The organism is Mucispirillum schaedleri ASF457, from assembly GCF_000487995.2.
GTDB lineage: Bacteria > Chrysiogenota > Deferribacteres > Deferribacterales > Mucispirillaceae > Mucispirillum > Mucispirillum schaedleri.
Map to the genome: position 1 here is coordinate 1286300 of NZ_CP097562.1, position 18220 is coordinate 1304519.

Here is an 18220-nt window from a genome sequence, read left to right on the forward strand (position 1 = left end):
ATTTATAATATGAAAGAGATAATAAAATGAAAGATGTTATTGAAAAAGCTTCTATTTTAATTGAATCACTACCTTATATTAAAAAATTTTCAGGCAAAACTTTTGTTATTAAATATGGCGGTCATGCTATGGAAAATGATGAGCTGAAATACAGTTTTGCAGAAGATATTACACTTTTGAAATATGTAGGCATTAACCCTGTAATAGTCCATGGCGGTGGTCCGCAGATAGGTGCATTTTTAAAAAAGCTTGATATAAGCAGCCAGTTCGTAGGCGGTATGCGTGTAACAGATGCTGCTTCTATGGAAGTTGTGGAAATGACTTTATGCGGCAAAATAAATAAAGAGATAGTCAGCCTTATCAATAAAGCAGGTGGTGCTGCAATAGGTTTTTCCGGCAGGGACGGCAACTTAATAAAAGCTAAAAAACTATATGTAGATGCACCAGATGAAAAAGGTGTGCTGCAGCATTTAGATATAGGTCTGGTTGGAGAAGTGGAAGAAATAAATACCAGTTTGATAGAAAATGTATCTAATAGATTTATTCCAGTAATTGCACCTGTTGGAATAGGTGAAAATTATGAGCCGTATAATATTAATGCAGATTTAGTTGCAGGCAGTGTGGCTGCTGCTTTAAACGCAGAAAAACTTATGCTTTTAACTGATGTAGATGGGGTAAAAGATAAGGATGGTAAAAGGATTTCTACTATCCACCCAGAATATGCAGACGGTATGAAAAAAGACGGCACACTAACAGGCGGTATGATACCAAAAATAGACTGTGCAGTGCAGGCTGTAAAAAACGGTGTAAGTAAAGCCCATATAATAGATGGCAGAATAAAACATTCTATATTATTAGAGATTTTTACAGATTCAGGTATAGGAACACAGATAATCCAATGATATTAAAAGCACCAAGATACTTTTTAGAAGAAATAGTAGCTCCTGCCTGCAATAATGATAAAAATATTATTCAGGCTTTTGCTGATATTCCAAGAGCATTATTTGTAGATGAAGGTATGAAAGTAAAAGCCTATGAAGATAAAGCTCTTCCTATTGGTATGGGACAGACTATATCGCAGGTTACAACAGTTGCTAATATGCTTTATATGCTGGAACTTGAAAAAAATAATAATGTATTAGAAATAGGCTCAGGCAGCGGCTTTGTAACAGCACTTCTTTCCCGCCTTGTAACCCATGTGTATGCAGTGGAACTTCTGCCACAGTTAATGGAAAAAGCAAGAACTGCTATTAAATCTCTGCGGATAATAAATGTAAGTATGAAATCAGATGACGGCGGTAAAGGCTGGAAAGAGTATGCACCTTATGATAAAATCATTGCATCAGCTGGAGCAACAAGACTGCCTCAAAGTTTAGCAGAGCAGTTAAAAGAAGGTGGTATATTAGTGCTGCCGCTGAATAATAATTTGATGAAATATAAAAAAGTGAATGGCAGTTTGATAGAAGAAAAAGGAATGGCATGCTCATTTGTAGATTTTGTAGGCAGTTAGAATATTATAATTACTAAGATATTTATCATAACATAAATATATTTTTATTTCCTAAACTTCCAATTACTGTCTAACAATATATCCCCTGTTAACCTTTCTTTATATGTAAAATTATCAGAAATTATACTATCATTATCTATATATTTATGGTGGTTAAGTATGGAAATATCTAAAATAATATGTATTACTCTTATAACCCCAAAGATTTTTTAACATTTTACACTAATAATAGCAGTTTGCAATATTATTTTTTGGCATAAATCTTGCTTATATCAGGTTGTGAATAATAATTGTGGAGCGTAAAGCTATGAAAAAATTAATTTTAACTATTATTTTAGTTACTGTTTTAACAATTCCAAGTTTTGCAGCTGTTAAAATTCGTGATTTAGTAAATGTTCAAGGCATAAGAGATAACCAGCTTTTTGGTTATGGATTAGTTGTTGGTCTTAATGGCTCAGGCGATAAACAGCAGACAGAGTTTACTGTCCAGTCCCTTGTAAATATGCTTGATAGAATGGGGATAACTGTTCCGCAGGGTGATGTAAAAGTTAAAAATGTGGCAGCAGTAATGGTTACAGCAAAACTTCCAGCCTTTGCAAAAGCAGGCAATAAAATAGATGTAACAGTATCTTCTGTAGGTGATGCTAAAAGTTTAGAGGGCGGCACACTTTTATTAACCCCATTAACAGGTGCTAATGGTCAGGTTTATGCAGTTGCACAGGGTCCTTTATCAGTTGGTGGCATGAATGTTTCAGCAGGTGGTGCTCAGGTTACAAAAAACCATCCAACAGTTGGCATGATACCAAACGGAGCAATAGTTGAAAAAGAAATACCTTTTCATTTAGAATCAGATTATTTTGATTTATCTTTTGGCTCATTAGGAGTTGCAGATATAGTGCAGGCAAAATCAGCAATAAATAGTTTTCTTGGCACACCAATTGCTACTATAACTTCACCTACTAGTATTAGAGTAGATATTCCCGGTGAATTTAAAAATAATTATTATGATTTTTTAAGCAGTCTTTTAAATATTGAAATTCAGCCGGAAACATTTGCAAGAGTAATAGTAGATGAAAGAACTGGAACAATAGTTATGGGCTCAGATGTAAGAATAAGCACAGTAGCAGTTGCACATGGCAATTTAACTATAACTATTACAAATCAGGTAGATGTTAGCCAGCCAACTCCATTTAGTGATGGTGAAACAGTTGTAACAAACAATCCTGAAATCACAGTGGCAGAAGAACAGACTAACTTAATGGTAGTGCCTGAAGGTGTTACAATTTCAGATTTAGTGAAAGCATTAAATGCAATAGGTGTAACTCCAAGAGATTTAATATCTATCTTACAGGCAATTAAAGCAGCAGGTGCACTGCATGCAGAACTGGAGTTAATGTAATGGTTGAAGCAGCAAAACTTAACACAAATGTAGAGCTTACAAAAGAACAGGCTCGTGAAAAAAGAGATAAAGAATTAAGACAGGCTTGTGCAGCATTTGAAGGTATGTTTATGGATATGATGATGAAAACAATGCGTAAAGCTACTATGGAGTCATCACTGATTAAAAAAAGTAATGGCGAAAAAATATTTACAGAAATGCTTGACCAGCAGTATGTAGATATTTTAGCAAAAACACCAGATTCTGGTTTGGGAGTGTCACTTTATCAGCATTTAAAACAGACTATGCCACAGTATAGAGATGAAGGAAAAATTTTCCACAAAGAATTAAACCCTTATGCAGTGCAGCAGAAAAGACAGGAAGCATTTTCTCAAGAGGGTTTAGATTTAGTTCAATAATATCTATCACTTCACAATAAATTCACACACTTATAGGAAAGGGAAGCGAAAGTTTCCCTTTTCTATTTATCAAAATGGCACAATAATTGCTAAAATATTTATGAAAAATTTGTTTATGGATAGCTTAGGCAAAATTTACCGTATTTGCAGGAATTATCAGCAATGGATATGTAAAAAACAGGCACAAAAAAATATTTAAAAATTTTAAAAAAAGTGCTAAAGTTTTTTAAGCAGCATCCGATAGGGAAGAAGAGCATTGGAGGATATTATGAGAATTGATAACAATATGATGTCTGGAATGGACACACTTGAACAAACTTCCCGCAAAAAAAATGTAGAAAAAGTTTCTGCAAATGACAAACAAAATTCTTCTGTAGTAGAAAGTGATGAAGTATCTATTTCTGAAAAAGGCAAAGATGTTTCAGAAATGACACGCACTTTAAAAGAGATGCCTGATGTTCGTGCTGATAAAGTAGCTGACTTAAAAGAAAGAATAGCTAACGGCACATACAATATATCTGGTAAAGATATAGCATCTAAAATAATCAATACTGCATTAGAGGATGTTTTTTAATTATTTTCAATAGGTAAATTTTTCCATAAGTTATCCTTAAAGTATGGTGATAAGCCTTTTAAGGAGGGCATATATGGAGCATAATTCTATTAAAAACTTAGTGGAGATATTAAAATCACAGGTTAGTCATTACAGCCTTATCCGTGATACTCTGCAGGAAGAAAAAACAGCCGTTACAAGCTGGGACAATGATAAAATAAAAGAGCTTAGTAAAATAAAGGAACAGCTTTCTAAAAAAGAAAAGCTGTTAGAAGAAGCCCGCAAAACAATATCTTTGCGTATAAAAGAAGAATATAATCTTGATGATGATACTGTGCTTGCTATTATTGATGGTATTGATGATAGTGAATGCAGAAATACACTTACTCAGTTAAGAGATGAGCTTTTAGTATTAGTATCAGAAATATCTCAGCTTACAGTTTCCTTAAAAGTCATATATAATACTAATCTGAAAATAATCAGCGATGTAAAATTAAAAATGGGTTTTGTACCTGCTGCAAATAAATATGGTATGGATAAATCTACTGTATCTATGCCTTCAGCTTTACAGATAACAGGTTAAAGGGAGGTGTGATATGAGTAATTTATTTGGTATGATATGGACTGGTGTTTCAGGTGTTAATGCTGCTCAGATTGGTATTTCTGTTACTGGTAATAATATGTCAAATATGAAAACAGAAAACTATTCCAGACAGACTGTTGAGCTTGTTACAAAAAAACCGCAGTATACATATAATGGTGCTATAGGTAAAGGTGTAGATGTAGCAGCTGTCAGGCGGGAATATGATGACCTGCTTGCAGCAAATGTTCGCAACTCTAACTCTAATTATTTATATTATAATTCTATGAGTACAACTTTAAAGAGTGCTATGCTTTATTTTAATGAGCTGGAATCAGGTTCAGGGTTAGGCGATGCTTTAAAAAATTATTTTAATGCATGGCAGGATTTAAGCAACTCAGCACCAGATGACACATCAGAATCTCTTACAAAAAGAACAGTGCTTGTGAAAGCAGCAGATACACTTGCAATGAAAATTAGAGATGGATATAAATATTTAGAAGATACAAGAACTCAGTGTGATATAACTATACAAAATGAAGTTAATGCAATTAATGAAATCACAACTCAGATTGCAAAATTAAATAAAGAAATAGTTTCTGCTGAAGCTATGGGACAGCCTGCTAATGAATTACGAGATATGCGGGATGGTCTGCTTGATGATTTAGCAGAAAAAACTCAAATATCTACTTATTTAAGGGAAGATGGCTCAGTATCTGTATATATGAATGGTCAGACTCTTGTTGATAACGGCACAGCACACAAGTTATTAACAGAAAAAGACCCAAATAATGATAACCACTTAAAAGTAATGTGGAAAACAGACAACCCAAACTCTAAGCCAATAGATATGACATCTCTTATGAAAGGCGGCACAATAGCTGCACAGCTGCAGGTAAGAGATAATGAGCTGAAACAGTATCAGTCAGATTTAGATGCACTGGCTAAAAAAATGATAGAAGAAACAAATAGAATTCATGCAACAGGTATGGGGCTTGATAAAGCTTCTGAATATACTGGCAAAACTCAGGTGATAAACCCAGAATATCCTTTAAATTCACCAGAAGGCATGCTGCCTTATCCTGTAAAAAATGGTTCTTTTGAAATAAATATTTCAACACCTACTGGTAAAACTGATGATGAAGGCAATGATATATATGATACAAGAAAAATAACTATTCAGGTAAGTGAAAGTGACACTTTAAAAACAGTTTTAGAAAAAATTAACCAGCAGGGTGGAAACTATGTAAGTGCATCTTTAAATATAGACAATACAGTTACAATAAAAGCTGCAGCAGGCAGTTATATCGCTTTTGGAGAAGATACAACAGATTTCTTAATGGCAACTGGCATGAATTCATTCTTTTCAGGCAGCAGTGCAAAAGATATAAACCTTGATGCATCTATAAAAGAAAATCCAAGATTAATTGCAGCATCAGAGTTTGGTGCAGAAGGCGATAATACTAATGCATTAAAAATATCAAAGCTGCAGACAACATCTTTTTCAACAGTGAAAGGTAATGTAACATTCAGTGCATTTTATGGATACTTTATAGGTGAGATGAGTAGTGCAAAATCTCAGTCTGATACATTTAAGGCTACAACAGAGATGGCATATAAAGAGTTAAATACTCAGCTTATGTCTATCCGTGGTGTATCAGAAGGAGATGAACAGGTAAACTTATCACTTTATCAAAAAATGTTTGAAATTAATTCAAGATATATAAATGTAGTTGATGAAATGCTTAATACATTAATCAATGGTTTAGGCTCTGCAGGCAGGTAACAGCTGCCTGCAATAAATGCAGCAATAGAATTTTAAAGTAAATGTTTCCGTCGCTTTCAGCCTGTGCGATTTCTTATTTTTCGCTATTCACTCAGGAAATCGGCAGCCCTTACAAAAACAATTCACACTAAGCGACGGGACTTCCCTGTCCCTGTATTATCATAATGAGCCTGCTTTCTTTGCTCGCTGATAATCACTCAAAAAGACATATTTTAGTATTTCAAAAATATATGCAGTATAAAAATATTACTTCATTTAATAAAATCATTTAAGGAAAATATATACATTTTAAAACTTGTTTATTTGGCATAAAATTTGCTAAAAAGCTATATACAGTAGTGATTATATAAACGGAGCATAATTATGAGAGTAACATTTAATATGCAGGGTATGCAGATGAAAGATATGCTTTCAACAAGTCTTTCAAATTATACAGAGGCTGTTAAAAAAGCAAATGCAAAGCAAAGCCTGCTTAATCCATGGGAAGATTCAAGCAAGTATGTGGGAGCTTACAATGTTCAAAACATGATTGATGAGCTTACTCAGTTTAGTGAAAATGCAGGCAGTGCATCTAACTGGCTTAATAATACTAATGCAGAACTTCAAGAATTAGTAGAAGCATTAAAGCAGGCAAGAGATGATTATGCAATTGCAGGTGCATCTGATTCTTATGATGAAGAAAGCAGAAAGGCTTTAGCTCAAGATGTGTTAAGTTTATATAATCAAATTATGGATATAGCAAATGCCAGCTATAATGGAAGATATATTTTTGGCGGCTATCAAACAGGAACTCCACCTTTTACAGGCGGCACAAATTCAGTTACAAATGTAATCACTAAAAATGTAAATGGTGAACATTTAGCAGGAGATGCTGTAACAAAAGATGTTTTCAGTGATATGACAGAGCTGAAATCAGGAAAATATACTGCAAAAGTAACTGTTAAAGATGGTATTGCAAAATTACAGCTTTATGATGAAAAAGGTAATGTTGTAATATTAGATTCAAACGGTTCAGATGAATCAGGCGGTTTAGGTAATAAATCAGCAGTTTCTATGTCTTTTGAATATGAGGCAGGTAAAGTTATAAATACAGGCAGGGGTATATCATTTAAAATGCCTGAAGACTTAAATAACCCAACATCTATTGTGATGGAATTTGATTATAAATCAGGCTCAGAAATCACATATCAGGGTGATAACGGCTATATTTATACTCAAATTGGATACAGTCAGGATATTGCAGTGAATATGCCCGGAAGTAATATTTTTACTCAGTCAGGTATGGTATTGCAGGGCTCAGCATTTAATACTGTAAATGGTATGTCAGCCACATTAAATACTCTGTTTTCTAATTTAGATAATACAAATATCAGCATAGGCGATTCTATAAAAATATCAGGGACAGACCATAATGGCAATAAAGTAGGTATTGCAAGCCTTGTGTCTAACACTAACCCAAGTTTAGATTTAGCTGATGCTTCAGAAAAAGAAAGGACAATAACTGTTACTTATGGCGATAAACTTTATAAAATAGTAGTGCCGCAAAAAGCATATTCTTCCACAAAAGAACTTGCAAGTGCTGTTGATAACGAGCTGAAAAATGCAGAATATATAGGCTCAATAAGTGGTTTATCCGGAGTTAATGCAGATATTGAAGATTATGAATCACTAATAAATAGTCAGGTAAATTCAGGTAAATATCAGGGCGAAATAAGTGCTGCTGGTAAAAATAAATATAAAGTAGATTTATCAAGTGAGTTAAGAATAGCTGCAGATGGTGACAGGCTTAACTTTATGAGCCAGAAAGCAGGAGATAATGTGCGTATCGCAGTTACTGGAACAGACCAAAGTTTATTAGGTTTTAAAGGTTCAACAGTAGCAGCAGAAGGCAAAGATACTACTTTTGAGATAGGATATGATTTTCATACTAATACAATAGACCCTGTTGAAACAACTCATAAAAATTTTGACCTTACAGGAACTGCCTATACATTTTTTGTAAATGGTAAAGAGATTACTGTAAATAAACCTGCTACTCAAATAACGAATACACCAACAGCAGGTATTCCTTTTGGCGTGCAGAATGTGGAGCTTAATATTAATGGTAAAACAGTTACTATACCTGCATCAGACTTTAATAATGCACCTGCAAAAGCGGTTTATTTAAATGAAAAACTGCGTGAAGCAGGGCTTGGTGGTGAAGCAGTTATTCAAAATCTTACTTTTAACGGCAATACATACGACTTTGACTTAACAACTACAACTCCGTCAAAAAAAGAATTGGAATTTGCTTTTGATGAAGCATTAAGAAAAGCAGGTTTTGATTTTGAAGTGGGAGTAAGCCTTGATTTAAATCCAAATGACCCTGCAAATTTTGGCAATTATGATGTAACATTTTATCTGCAAAACTATAATATGGATAGAGACACTACTCTTACTACAACAGCTTATGACAGAACGACAATTCCACCAACTTCTGATATGCAGACAGCAAAAATTGACAGAAGCCGTTTAAATAGTGCAGTAGAAAAAACTCTTGGCGATTATGTTAAATTTATTAAAGAATTATATGGACAGTCTGTTGATGTATCAATAGTAGATGGCAAGCTTACTATTGCAGATTTAAGAAGCGGTAACAGTAAACTTACATTCAGGACTAATGCACAAAATCAAGGCATAAGTCATGCAAATGATCAGGTGACTATTGCAGGCGGTGCATATACTGGCAAAAAAGATGACACTTGGAATGTTTCTGTTACTACACAGCTTGGGCAGAATGACCAAAGAAATATAACCATTACAGTTATGGATAAAAATGGCAATATGCTATACAATAAAGTTACTAATGATTATAAAGGTGGTCCGATAGCACTGCCAAATGGTGTAACTATAACTCCAGATGATATGCAGATACCAAACCCATTAAATCCAGCAAAAAGAACATCTACCACAACATTTCAGCTTGATTTAAAAGCAAAGCCGGGTTTGAATTTTGGTGATGTAAATATTAAAGAAACAGGTAAAAATGTAAATGTATTCAGAGCATTAGAAAACTTAATGCATGCACTTGAACATAATATTACTAAAAATGGTTTTGGGGAGCCTTCTGCTTGGAAAGCAACAGATTTAAGCTCTACTGCAAAACCTTTTCTAGATGGAGTATTTCAAGGCAATTTTAATGATAATTGGAAATATGAAATATTATCAGATAAGCAGAAAACTGATTTTTATCTACAGAATGAATATAAAACTACATCAGGGCAAATCCAGTATGATAATGATGCTTATACAAATAATTCAGTTTTAAATTTCAGTGTAGATATATTTGATAATAAAACAGGCAGACAACAGCGTGTGCCAGTAAGTATTGATTTAACAAAAGCAAACCCTGCAATAACAAATGCAGAATCAGCAAGAGATTATATTTTAGAACAGTTAAATAACAACCCTGATTTTGTAAGTGCTGGCATAAGGTTTGCAGATAAAGACGGCTCAATAGAAATACAATCTGGAAGTGGAACAAAAATAGCAAACTTTGCAAATTCATCTACTAACCCAGCAGACAGGGCATTTGCAAGTTTTGTAATGGGCTTTGAAACAGTGGCAAATGGTGCTGTATCAGATGTTTTCACGGCAGCTTTTACATTTAATGTGGCAGACCCACTTGACCCGGCAGGAGCAGGTTTTAAAACAATCAATATTAATCCTGTTATTAATGCAGTAAATAATAATGTTGTTGTAACTGCAGGAGCAACTTTTGCACTTAACATTGGGGGCAAAACTATAGATATTCCGTCAGATGAATTTAATAATGCTGCAAACAAAAACACTTTTATCAATAATAAGCTTAAAGAAGCAGGGATTAGTGTAGATGAAGGAGTTACAACAGTTACAGCAAACCCAGATGGCTCATATAGTTTTCAAATAACTGCATTTACTAATAAAGATGATTTATTAACAGAAATTAATAACCAGCTTGCAGTAAATACAAGCAGTAGAATTAAAGCAAATTTAGCTGCAGACGGCTCTATTCAGTTTGTAACAGCTGCAACAGATTTGCCTGTGGAAGCATCGGTGCTGTCAGGAGCTGATAATCCCCTTAATTTAGGTCTTGTAAATGATGCAGCAGGCAATCTGGCAGAATTAACAGTATCAGGTGTTCAGACACCTAAAACTGACCTTAGTGAGATGGCAGAAGATGCAAGAACATTAACAATTACATATATGGAAAATGGACAGCAGAAACAAGCAAAAGTTATCCTTGAAAAAAAGGAATATAAATCAGCTGCTGAAATGGCAGAGCATATTAATGAACAGCTTACATCACTTGGGATACCTGCTAGTAATTTAAGTGCTGTTGTAAATAATAAAGGTGAAATATCATTTGCAAAAGCAAGTAATAATTTTAGCTCAATAGTTGTAGAGGGTGATTATGCAGGCACACTTGGCTTTCCAAAAGCGGGAAGTAGTGTTTCCATAAAAGTAACAAATGCAGATGGTGGATTAGTGCAGAATGTATCACTTGATACTGCAAATAAAAGTGTATTTGTATCAGATGGGCTCTATTTAGGCTTTGATGCAGGCTCTCTTAGTGCAACAGACAGCTTTACTGCAGCAGTAGGCAGTGGAGTTGAAAATGAAATAGATTCATTAGATGCCGCTGTAAATCAAGTTTTACAGGCTGGCACATTGATAGGAACAAGAGGTCAAAGAGTAGAATCAGTTATGAAATTTCAAGAAACAGTCATTAAAAATAATGAAGAAATAAAAGCTGGTTATCTAGGTGCTACATCTACAGATATTATTAAACTTACCACTGATTTAGAGCTTTCAAAAACAGCTTATCAGTCAGCTATGAGTATAGTAAGCACTATGATGAGCATTTCTATACTAGATTTTCTTGGATAATTAGTGTATAATAGGTTTATATATGACAAATATTGTATCAAAACAGGACATTAAAAAGGACGGCAGTAGTAGAATGAAGATTAATTCAGCTAAGCTTGGGGAGATTGAATATTCAGAAGATGATGTTATAACTTTAAGTTCTCCCCTTTTAGGTTTCCCTGATTTGCAGGATTTTTTAATAATCTCTGATGATAATTCATACCCATTTTTATGGTTTCAGTCAGTAGAGGATGCAGATATTTGTTTTATCCTTATTGAAACAAATACTTTTTTTAAGGATTATAACCCAGATATTCCAAAAAGGGAGTTGAAAGTTATTGCAATAAGTGATAAAAAAGAAATGAAACTATTTTCTATTGTTGTAGTTCCTACTGACCCAAAGTTATCTACAGCCAATCTCCGAGCACCGCTTGTAGTTAATTTTGAAAAAAAACTGGCAAAGCAGATTATTCTTGATGATGATGCTTATAAAATAAAAATGCCTTTATTTGAGAGTGAGTGATATGTTAGTTCTCTCTAGAAAAAGCAATGAAAGCATCATGATAGGCGATGACATTGAAGTCAGGGTAGTGGAGATTACTGGCAAAGCTGTCAAGCTGGGTATAGAAGCACCTAAAAATATAGTAGTTCATAGAAAAGAAGTCTATGAAGCTATTAAAAATGAAAATCTGCAGGCTGTGCCTAAGGAAACACCAAAAGAAAATATTATTTCATTAGCAGAGTATTTTAAAAAACATAAATAATATATATACAGGTGCTACCATAGTAGACATTAATCATCTTCCTATTAAAGATTTAAAAATCTCTGTAGAAGATATCAATACAATGGAGCCTATATCTTTTAAAGGCTCTATTGCAGTAGTAGATAATTTATCAAAAGCAGAGGCAGCATTAGACAAACTTTTTGCAGCAAAATATATAGGGTTTGATACGGAATCTCGTCCAGCATTTTTTAAGGGGCAAAAATTTCCTGTTTCAATTATTCAGCTTGCAACTAATGAAGAAGCATTTATTTTTCAGTTAAAATATGTGCATTTTTCAGGCAGGCTTGTAGAGCTTTTATCAGATGAAAATATAATAAAAGTTGGCGTTGGAGTGCAGGATGATATAAGACGCTTAAACGAGCTTTGCAAATTTAAGCAGGGCGGTTTTTATGACCTTTCTAGTGCAGCGAAAAAGAAAGGGCTTGTGCAGTCTGGAGCAAGAGCCTTAACTGCAAGATATTTAGGCAGAAAACTTGTTAAAAGCTCACAAAAAACTAACTGGGCTTTAAGTAAACTCAGCCCTAGGCAGCTTGAATATGCAGCAACAGACGCATGGATTTGCCTGCAGCTTTTAGAACATGTTAAGCATGACACAACAGATTATCGTAAACTTGCAGCTTTAGAAAGAGAAGCAGGAAACCTTAGCGATAATGAAGAATATCATATAGATGAATAGCATATAAATTTATATTTTCATCTTTTCACATATCATTGTATAATTTATTCTTATTAATTTGTATTATATTTATCTTCTTATAAAATTGATTATAAAGAAATAAAAAAGCCTTCCATATAGAAAGGCTAAATTTGGTGTGAGTGAATACTCACTTATTACTGTATTCACCACAATATTTAATATGTTATATGCTAAATATATTTTATTTTAATATTCTTGTCAAGATAATTCATATTGCTTATTTAAAAAATATCAAGTAACATAAATCATATAAATAATATGGAGCGAATTATGGCGGAAAAGAAATTTAAATACCGTTTAGGTCTTGATTTAGGAACAAACTCTATAGGCTGGTGTATGCTTAGGTTAAATAAGGATAACGAACCAGCTGCAGTTATTAAATCAGGTGTTAGAATATTCCATGATGGAAGAAATGAAAAAACAAAAGAGCCTTTGGCAGTTGTCCGCAGAAATGCCCGCAGTATTAGAAGAAATCTTGATAGAAAAATATCCCGCAGAAATCATCTGTTAAATACATTAGTAAAATATTTCCTATTGCCATCAAATGAAATTGAGAGAAAAGCATTAGCAGTTTTAAACCCTTATGAACTAAGAAGCAGGGCAGTAAATGAAAGATTAGAATTATTTGAGCTTGGAAGATTATTAATGCACCTTTCAAAACGCAGAGGATTTAAAAGCAACAGGAAAGTAGATAAAGAAGACAGCAGTGGTAAAATTAAGCCAGCTATAGAAAGATTAAAAAATAAAATGCAGGAAACTAATAAAAAAACAGCTGGTGAGTATTTATATTCTCTAATGCAGAATGGTAAACCAGTCAGAGCCCGCCTTGGAAGAATAGACGGAAGTAATGGATATGAGATATATTTAGACAGGGCTTTAATAGAAGAAGAATATAATCTTATAATGAATGAACAGAAAAAACATCATAAAGAATTAACTGATGATATTATTAATGAGATATTTAATATAATTTTTTATCAGCGACCATTAAAAAAGCAAATAATAGGGAAATGCAGTTTAACTGGTGAAGATACTAAACTGAAAAAAGCACATGTATTGGCACAAGATTTTATTTTGCTGCAAAAAGTGCAGGATTTACGAGTATTTGATGATAATCAGTTAGAATTTAGACCATTAAGCAATGATGAAAAAGACATTATTAAAAGAGAATTGCGAAAGAAAAAAGAAGTATCTTATGAAAATATACGGAAATTGTTAAAGAAATATTATGAAAATGTTAAATATGGTATGTTCTCACATGAAACATTATATAAAAAATTACAAGGTAATAAAACAAATGCTTTAATGTCAGATAAAGAGATTATAGGTGACAGCTGGTATAGTTTATCGCCAGAAGTTCAGTATGACATAATAGAAGAATTATATTCTGATAAAGATAATGATGAATTAAGTAAATTATATTCTGAAAAATTTAACTTAAATGAAAGCCAGATAAATGGCTTATTAAATAAAGCCATTTATAGACTTGACAGTGGATATATCAGGTATGGAAAAACAGCAGTTACAAACTTAAACAGCATAATGGATAAAGATAATTTAAATTTACACGATGCTAGAGAAGAAGCAGGCTATGAAAAGGAAAATAAACAAGATGCATCTGAATATCTGGAATATTATGGTAAAGTGCTTCCAGACAGTGTAGTAGACCCACAAATTGAAAATCCTAAAAATGATGAAGAAAGATATGGTAAAATTGCAAACCCAACAGTGCATGCAGCTTTAAATCAATTAAGAAAGTTAGTTAATGAATTAATCAAGTTATATGGCAAACCAGAGCAGATAGTTATAGAGCTTGCCAGAGATTTAAAAAACAGTAGAAAGGCAAAAGATGTTATTAATAAAAAAATAGCAGAAAATAGAAAACTTAATGAAGAAGTTGATAAAACACTGCAGGAGTATTCAGAAAAATATAACACACATATTGTAAAAAATAAATTAAACAGAGATAAAGTTAAATTATGGCGGGAATTAGGGAAAGACCCATTAGAAAGGAAATGTATATATACTGGAGAGCAAATAAATATAGCAAAATTATTCAGCGACGAAGTGCAGATTGAGCATATTGTGCCATATTCTAAAACATTAGATGATAGTTTTAATAATAAAACTCTTTCAATGAAACAAGCAAATTATTATAAAGGCAATAAAACACCTTATGAAGCATTTAAAGACAGTAAAGACGGATATAATTATGACGACATAATTGCAAGGGCAAAGCTGCTTAATAATGACAATAAATTTAAAAGATTTACAAAAGATGCAATGGATATATATAATAGAGATGGTAAAGATTTTATTGCAAGGCAGCTTTCAGATACTCAGTATTTATCTACACGGGCACTTATCTATTTACAGTCATTATATGAAAAAGCACATCACAGCTCTATTTGGACTATACCGGGTCAGTTGACTGCACTTATTCGCAACTATTTAGGCTTAAACACATTAATTTCTAATGATAAAAATAAAAACAGAAATGACCACAGGCACCATGCAGTAGATGCATTTGTTGTGGCAGTAACAAGCCGTTCTTTACTGCAGAAAATATCTTATGCAGCTTCATTACAGGAAGATTTAGATAATAGAAATGTATCATCATATAGAAATAAATTACTTGAAAAAATGCCAGAGCCTTTTCCAAATTATAGAAAAAGTCTGGAGCTTGCTATTGATAATATAAAAACTTCCCATAAAGCAGATAGAAGTATATCTGGTAAATTACATGAAGATACTGCTTACGGGATAGTTGAAAATGATGACAAATATAATGTTGTTACAAGATGGACAGTAGATAAATTTAAAGAGCAAAAACATTTTGAAACCATAAGGGATAATGAATTAAAGGAAATTGCATGTAGTGATAAAGAATTATTTGCTAAGATAGTAGAAACAAGAAAAATAAAAAGCATTAGAAAGCTGGCAAAAGAAAACCCTGTAATTAAAATAAAAGATAAATCAGGCAGGGACTATAAAGCCTTTGCAGGTGGTAATAATATTTGTGTAGAGATATATGAAGTAGATGGTGTAAGAAAATCAGAAGTTATACAGTTATTTGATGCAGCACAAAAAGGATTTATGCCAGAATGGATGAAAAAATATCCTAATGGAAAATTACTTATGCGGTTATTTAAAGGCGATGTAATAGGATTTATAGAGAATAGAAAATATAATTATTATACAATTAAAGGTATTAGTATTGCAGACCAAAATCTTAAATTACTTGCAATTAATAAAGCTGAAGGTATATTTAAAAAAGGCTTAAATATATTGTTTGATAGTAATAATAAAAACTCTTTAAATGCTAAACAGTTTAATATAAGTGTAACGGGCATTGTCACTAAAAAGAAAACAGCAGATGTTAATTTTTGGAAAAATAGAAAGTGAATCAGCGGATTATAGAAATAACAGATATGCAGGCTCATTTAAGCCTGCATAGAGGTTTTTTAAAAGTAAGTATAAAAGATAGTAAAAACTATGAAATACCATTATATGATATTGGCGGCATAATTAGCAATTCATACAGTATAACATACAGCAGCAGTCTGCTTGTTAAGTTAGCAGAGTTAAATATTCCCTTTATTATATGCGGAGTAAATCATTCTCCTGCTGCTTTTTTATGGCCAGTGGAAACTCACTCTTTAATGTCTGCAAAAATAGATAATCAAATAAATACCCGCAAAAGTTTTTATGAAAAGATATGGCAGGATATTATACAAATTAAAATTTATAATCAGTCTATATGTTTAAACAGTTTAGAAAAAGATGATAGAGCATTAAAAGCACTTGTTAAAAAAGTAACTACTGGTGATAGAGAAAATATAGAAGCACAGGCAGCAAAAATATACTGGAATAAATTATTTGGTGATAATTTTATAAGAGATAAAAATGCAGAAGGAATTAATACTTTGCTAAATTATGGCTATACCATTTTACGCTCTGGCACAGCAAGGTCTATCATGGGGGCAGGACTTCACCCTGCAATTGGCATATTTCATAAAAATAAATATAATTCTATGCGTCTAGCAGATGACTTAATGGAGCCATTTAGACCAATAGTAGATTATTTTGTATATAAATTCAGTGAAAAAGAAAAGTATGAACTAACCCCTGATGTAAAAGAAAATCTTGTAAATATTTTATATTTAGATTTAGACGGACCCCGTGGCAGAAGTCCTGTAATAAACAGAATGCAGTCATTAGCATATACTTATGCATATTCATTAGAAACATTAAAGAAAAATTTAGATTTACCGATACTTAAAATAAGCGATTTATGTGAAACAAATTAACAGGTTATTTATATGACTTATTTAAGTGGGTATAGGCTTATGTGGATAATGGTTTTATTTGATTTGCCAGTTATTACTGAAAAAGAGCGTAAAAAAGCAACAAAATTCAGAAATTTTTTAATGGATAATAGTTTTGAAATGGTGCAGTTTTCAGTATATATGCGACCATGTCCAAGTAAAGAGCATGTGGAAAGGCTTGTAAAGTTAATAGAAAAAAATGTGCCTGAAGATGGAAAAGTAGATATTCTTCCTATTACAGATAAGCAGTATGAAAATATTGTAACTATTCGTGGCAGAAATAAGGTGCAAAGAAATAATCCAAACCAATATATTTTATTCCAGCCAGATATTGAGCATTTTTTACCAGAAAGTGCAAATCTATAAACAAAATTAAAAAATTATTTTCTTAAAATAATGTAATAAACCCCTTATGATAAAGGGGTTTATTTTTGACTTATTATAACATATTAAATATTGTGGTCAATACAGAACCGTAAAATGGCTTGCCATACACGGAGCCAATTATAACATATTAAATATTGTGGTCAATACAGAACATATCCAATACCATTAGTCTTAATAGTTTAATTATAACATATTAAATATTGTGGTCAATACAGAACAAGCAATTTCAAGAAGCAAGACTTATAGATATTATAACATATTAAATATTGTGGTCAATACAGAACTTATCTCTTCAAGACCAAATAAGTATTATTATTATAACATATTAAATATTGTGGTCAATACAGAACAGGACTACTTCACATCTGCATTACCATTTCATTATAACATATTAAATATTGTGGTCAATACAGAACAGCTGAAACTGCATTTATCAAGACTAAAGAATTATAACATATTAAATATTGTGGTCAATACAGAACTTCGTCTTTGTTCTGAATTAGGTGAATCGCATTATAACATATTAAATATTGTGGTCAATACAGAACTATCCTGTTCTTTGTAAATTTACTATGCCAATTATAACATATTAAATATTGTGGTCAATACAGAACCTGTGATTAACTTGCGGATAAAGTCAGCTTATTATAACATATTAAATATTGTGGTCAATACAGAACTAATGCGTATATATAGTCCTGCACCAAAGCATTATAACATATTAAATATTATAATCAATACAGACTATTATTTATAATCTCATCAGCCTAAATTTATATAAACATATTATTAATTAAATCAGATGATTTTATAAGTTAAAAGAGTTATTAAAAAATAATAAGGAAAATTTTAATAGATATTAGCTGAATAAGATGGCTAACCATTTTTATAATATATTGTTTTATCTCTA

General features: G+C 32.3%; 14 protein-coding genes and 1 CRISPR repeat array. All 14 genes read left to right on the forward strand.

Annotated features, from left to right (window positions below):
- Positions 1-26 precede the first annotated feature (26 nt).
- The 14 genes from argB to cas2 all read left to right on the forward strand — a co-directional run bounded on the left by argB (position 27) and on the right by cas2 (position 17289).
- Entirely contained in the window at positions 27-902 is an 876-nt protein-coding gene (gene argB, locus N508_RS06090) for an acetylglutamate kinase (protein WP_023275517.1), read from the forward strand.
- The gene (locus N508_RS06095) at positions 899-1510 is read left to right on the forward strand and encodes a protein-L-isoaspartate(D-aspartate) O-methyltransferase (protein ID WP_023275518.1); all 612 of its coding nucleotides are present in this window, start codon (positions 899-901) and stop codon (positions 1508-1510) included. The genes argB and N508_RS06095 overlap by 4 nt, the downstream gene beginning before the upstream one ends.
- Before the next feature lie 307 nt (positions 1511-1817).
- Complete coding sequence (locus tag N508_RS06100; RefSeq protein ID WP_023275519.1) at positions 1818-2909, forward strand: flagellar basal body P-ring protein FlgI; 1092 nt, start codon at positions 1818-1820, stop codon at positions 2907-2909.
- Positions 2909-3307 (forward strand): rod-binding protein, encoded by a 399-nt coding sequence (locus tag N508_RS06105; RefSeq protein ID WP_023275520.1) that lies wholly within the window; start codon positions 2909-2911, stop codon positions 3305-3307. The genes N508_RS06100 and N508_RS06105 overlap by 1 nt, the downstream gene beginning before the upstream one ends.
- A gap of 268 nt (positions 3308-3575) precedes the next feature.
- A complete protein-coding gene (gene flgM, locus N508_RS06110) occupies positions 3576-3881 on the forward strand; it encodes a flagellar biosynthesis anti-sigma factor FlgM (RefSeq protein ID WP_023275521.1) in 306 nt (101 codons plus the stop codon).
- 73 nt (positions 3882-3954) lie between these two features.
- Positions 3955-4443: a flagellar export chaperone FlgN gene (gene flgN, locus N508_RS06115; RefSeq protein ID WP_023275522.1), complete on the forward strand. Its 489-nt coding sequence runs from the start codon at positions 3955-3957 to the stop codon at positions 4441-4443.
- Positions 4444-4456: 13 nt separating this feature from the next.
- Positions 4457-6226, forward strand: a complete 1770-nt coding sequence (gene flgK / locus N508_RS06120; RefSeq protein ID WP_023275523.1) for a flagellar hook-associated protein FlgK — start codon at positions 4457-4459, stop codon at positions 6224-6226.
- 363 nt (positions 6227-6589) lie between these two features.
- The gene (locus N508_RS06125) at positions 6590-11134 is read left to right on the forward strand and encodes a flagellin N-terminal helical domain-containing protein (protein WP_023275524.1); all 4545 of its coding nucleotides are present in this window, start codon (positions 6590-6592) and stop codon (positions 11132-11134) included.
- 22 nt (positions 11135-11156) lie between these two features.
- A complete protein-coding gene (fliW, locus tag N508_RS06130) occupies positions 11157-11636 on the forward strand; it encodes a flagellar assembly protein FliW (RefSeq protein ID WP_023275525.1) in 480 nt (159 codons plus the stop codon).
- Position 11637: 1 nt separating this feature from the next.
- Positions 11638-11877 carry a carbon storage regulator CsrA gene (gene csrA / locus N508_RS06135; protein WP_023275526.1) on the forward strand — a complete coding sequence of 80 codons (240 nt, stop codon included), beginning with the start codon at positions 11638-11640 and terminating at the stop codon, positions 11875-11877.
- 82 nt (positions 11878-11959) lie between these two features.
- Positions 11960-12574, forward strand: coding sequence for a 3'-5' exonuclease (locus N508_RS06140; protein WP_023275527.1), 615 nt, complete (start codon positions 11960-11962; stop codon positions 12572-12574).
- A gap of 291 nt (positions 12575-12865) precedes the next feature.
- Entirely contained in the window at positions 12866-16000 is a 3135-nt protein-coding gene (gene cas9, locus N508_RS06145) for a type II CRISPR RNA-guided endonuclease Cas9 (RefSeq protein WP_023275528.1), read from the forward strand.
- On the forward strand, positions 15997-16905 hold the full coding sequence (gene cas1 / locus N508_RS06150) for a type II CRISPR-associated endonuclease Cas1 (protein ID WP_023275529.1): 909 nt from the start codon (positions 15997-15999) through the stop codon (positions 16903-16905). Before cas9 ends, cas1 begins: the two co-directional genes overlap by 4 nt.
- A gap of 12 nt (positions 16906-16917) precedes the next feature.
- Positions 16918-17289, forward strand: a complete 372-nt coding sequence (gene cas2, locus N508_RS06155) for a CRISPR-associated endonuclease Cas2 (protein WP_023275530.1) — start codon at positions 16918-16920, stop codon at positions 17287-17289.
- 72 nt (positions 17290-17361) lie between these two features.
- Positions 17362-18056: a CRISPR direct-repeat array (repeat unit 36 nt; unit sequence ATTATAACATATTAAATATTGTGGTCAATACAGAAC).
- Positions 18057-18220: the final 164 nt, after the last annotated feature.

Bases quoted from the DNA above. Each gene is read 5' to 3' on its own strand.
- N508_RS06125 (WP_023275524.1), top strand. From the start codon at position 6,590: ATGAGAGTAACATTTAATATGCAGGGTATGCAGATGAAAGATATGCTT.
- N508_RS06105 (WP_023275520.1), top strand. From the start codon at position 2,909: ATGGTTGAAGCAGCAAAACTTAACACAAATGTAGAGCTTACAAAAGAA.
- cas9 (WP_023275528.1), top strand. From the start codon at position 12,866: ATGGCGGAAAAGAAATTTAAATACCGTTTAGGTCTTGATTTAGGAACA.
- csrA (WP_023275526.1), top strand. From the start codon at position 11,638: ATGTTAGTTCTCTCTAGAAAAAGCAATGAAAGCATCATGATAGGCGAT.
- cas2 (WP_023275530.1), top strand. From the start codon at position 16,918: ATGACTTATTTAAGTGGGTATAGGCTTATGTGGATAATGGTTTTATTT.
- flgN (WP_023275522.1), top strand. From the start codon at position 3,955: ATGGAGCATAATTCTATTAAAAACTTAGTGGAGATATTAAAATCACAG.
- fliW (WP_023275525.1), top strand. From the start codon at position 11,157: ATGACAAATATTGTATCAAAACAGGACATTAAAAAGGACGGCAGTAGT.
- N508_RS06095 (WP_023275518.1), top strand. From the start codon at position 899: ATGATATTAAAAGCACCAAGATACTTTTTAGAAGAAATAGTAGCTCCT.
- flgK (WP_023275523.1), top strand. From the start codon at position 4,457: ATGAGTAATTTATTTGGTATGATATGGACTGGTGTTTCAGGTGTTAAT.
- N508_RS06100 (WP_023275519.1), top strand. From the start codon at position 1,818: ATGAAAAAATTAATTTTAACTATTATTTTAGTTACTGTTTTAACAATT.
- N508_RS06140 (WP_023275527.1), top strand. From the start codon at position 11,960: ATGGAGCCTATATCTTTTAAAGGCTCTATTGCAGTAGTAGATAATTTA.
- argB (WP_023275517.1), top strand. From the start codon at position 27: ATGAAAGATGTTATTGAAAAAGCTTCTATTTTAATTGAATCACTACCT.
- flgM (WP_023275521.1), top strand. From the start codon at position 3,576: ATGAGAATTGATAACAATATGATGTCTGGAATGGACACACTTGAACAA.